Annotated in this window: 3 protein-coding genes; all 3 read left to right on the top strand. The window is 41.1% G+C overall.

Translation table 11 applies throughout. The features are described 5' to 3' along the window. A partial coding sequence (locus AC06OU_RS14890) for a gamma-glutamyltransferase (RefSeq protein WP_475856816.1) occupies nt 1-298 on the top strand: 298 nt, incomplete at its 5' end. Between the two features lie 83 nt (nt 299-381). Beyond that, nucleotides 382-888 carry a chromate transporter gene (locus tag AC06OU_RS14885; RefSeq protein ID WP_475856818.1) on the top strand — a complete coding sequence of 169 codons (507 nt, stop codon included), beginning with the start codon at nt 382-384 and terminating at the stop codon, nt 886-888. Continuing rightward, the gene (locus AC06OU_RS14880) at nt 885-1,412 is read left to right on the top strand and encodes a chromate transporter (protein WP_475856815.1); all 528 of its coding nucleotides are present in this window, start codon (nt 885-887) and stop codon (nt 1,410-1,412) included. The genes AC06OU_RS14885 and AC06OU_RS14880 overlap by 4 nt, the downstream gene beginning before the upstream one ends. Nucleotides 1,413-2,002: the final 590 nt, after the last annotated feature.

The raw sequence follows: 2,002 nt of genomic DNA, 5'->3' as shown, positions 1-2,002 counted from the left end.
CTACATGCAGCCCCAGGGACATTTCCAGGTTGTAACAAACACGGTAGATTATTTGTTAAATCCTCAAGCAACACTTGATATGCCTCGTTGGCAGTGGATTAAGGGGAAAACAGTGCATGTCGAGCCTGAGCTCCCTAATTATTTGGTACAAAGCTTAGTAAGAAAAGGACATGATATTCAAGTCGCTACTGATGGCGGCAGCTTTGGACGTGGGCAAATCATTTGGAGAAACCCAGATACGGGGGTCCTTCAAGGAGGCACTGAATCAAGAACAGATGGGGCAATTGCGGCGTGGTAGAAAAACAGTCTTTGAAGGGTGGCCCTGTACGTCCTAAGCCAGTACTTCAAAGAGATATAAGCCTAGCATTTTTCCGAATCGGGATGCTAGGGTTTGGCGGGGGACCTTCCTCGATACCTCTATTTCATCGGGAAGTCGTTAAAAAGTATGAATGGGTGGATGAGGAGGAATTCGGTGATACCTTAGCATTGGCTAATACGATGCCTGGTCCGATAGCAACCAAGATGGCTGGTTACATTGGTTATCGAGTAGCTGGCTTTCGGGGTTGTGTTAATGCTCTCCTTGCTTCTGTCATTCCTACCGTGGTGCTAATGATTCTCTTGCTAGGCTTTCTTCAGTCTTTCAAGGATTCCCCAAGAGTGCAGGGCATGACTGCTGCAGTTATTCCTGTCGTTGCAGTTATGCTGGCAATAATGACCTGGGACTTTATCAAAAAATCTGGAGAAACCTTTGGATGGTGGAAGGCTTTTTTACTCTTAGCACTAGCTGCACTGCTTATGGAGCTCCTACATATACATCCAGCAATCATCATATTAATCTGTATGGCAATTGCCTTTTTTCCTCTATTAAAAAGGAGGGGAAGTAAATGATTTATTGGCAATTGTTTCTCGCTTTTTTTATACCTGGCATATTAGGCTATGGTGGAGGACCTGCCTCCATTCCGTTGGTAGAGCATGAGGTAGTAGAAAACTACGAGTGGATGACTACTCAGGAATTTAGTGAAGTAGTAGCCCTCGGTAACTCCTTGCCAGGACCTATTGCAACTAAGATGGCTGGTTATATTGGATATGAAGAAGCCGGTATATTGGGAGCAGCAATTGCTCTCTTTGCGACAGTTGCACCTTCCTTGATCCTTATGATTAGTATGATGGCTATTCTATTAAAATATAAAGAGGCAACGGAAGTAAAGAACCTTACAAAGCTAATAAGACCAGTAATTGCTGTACTATTAGGTGTGATGACGATTCAATTCGTAGAGGAATCTGTAGGTGGATTAGGTATACCATCAACACTTATTTTAATAGTTGGAAGCTATCTACTATTAGAGAAGGTAAAGCTCCACCCTGCTTTTGTAATTATACTAGCGCTTGTTTACGGTGCGGTTTTAATATGAGTAAAAGAGACCATGAAGTTTAGGTCTCTTTCTCTATTTATAGTAAGCCTAGTCCTTTTGGCCTTATCGTTACAATTGACTCGCATATAATGAGAAGATATAATGATGAAGTTACATTATATGAAATTATTCGTAGCCGCGTAGAAAGGTAGGATAGGTAACGCGTAAAAGAAGGAAAACAATTATAGCGCCTGAGCTGAAGAAATTGGACGAAACGAATCTTCAGCAGACGAGGTGGAGGTTATCGAAATTTCGGCGGATACCTCCCGACCGTATTTGCCCGGTTGTAATTCTTTTTCTCAAACCATTCAAGTGATTGAATGACAAATGAAAAAGAAGGCATTCTTAGCTTAATAGGTATGTGTATGTGAAGATGTTTAGGATAGGCGTTAAAGTGGTATCACATAAATTATGTGTTTTCCAACTAACGACGTATGCTAAGGCATTCTTTTTAGCATGCTTATTTTGACATGAATGATGACGGAGGAATATATATTATGTGTGGAATTGTAGGATATATCGGTGAAAACGATGCTAAAGAAATTTTATTAAAAGGCATAGAAAAATTAGAGTACCGCGGTTATGATTCA

This window comes from Psychrobacillus sp., assembly GCF_056205495.1.
This window is presented reverse-complemented; position numbering and strand designations above follow the sequence as displayed.